Origin of the sequence: Pseudomonas sp. HY13-MNA-CIBAN-0226 (genome assembly GCF_040310305.1) — a bacterium.
GTDB lineage: Bacteria > Pseudomonadota > Gammaproteobacteria > Pseudomonadales > Pseudomonadaceae > Aquipseudomonas > Aquipseudomonas gregormendelii.
Window position 1 is genome coordinate 1 of the sequence record NZ_JBEOPS010000095.1, and the last position, 365, is coordinate 365.

General features: G+C 42.5%; 1 protein-coding gene. It reads right to left on the reverse strand.

Going from position 1 to position 365, the window contains the following annotated elements; genetic code table 11:
* On the reverse strand, positions 1-365 hold a 365-nt coding region (locus AAEZ05_RS27920), incomplete at both ends, for a hypothetical protein (RefSeq protein WP_350649791.1).

The following is a 365-nucleotide window of genomic DNA, read 5'->3' on the forward strand; positions in this document are numbered from 1 at the left end:
GTTCAATACCCAGCCGTTTAACCATATCTCGGCTATAGCTTAGCTCGCGAAACTGACTATCAATCTCTAACGCTTTATTAGCAACATCTAAACGCTGTGCTTCTAGGATGAATACTTGCTGTGCTTGTTGTGCTGTTGAAAAATCAGTTTTATAAGTAGACAAATTTTGCTGTAATTCCTGCACACTATCTAGCCACTGAAGCTGCTCGCCCAGTGTTTTAAAGGTTTGGCGTTGCTTATCTTGCTGCTGGTTGAAGTCTGCTAATTCTGCTGCCAGAAGCTTTTCATCTTCACCACTTAATAAAGATAAGCCATCCACGCCTGCCTGCAATTTACCCAGCACGTCTTCCTCAAAGCGTTTTTTC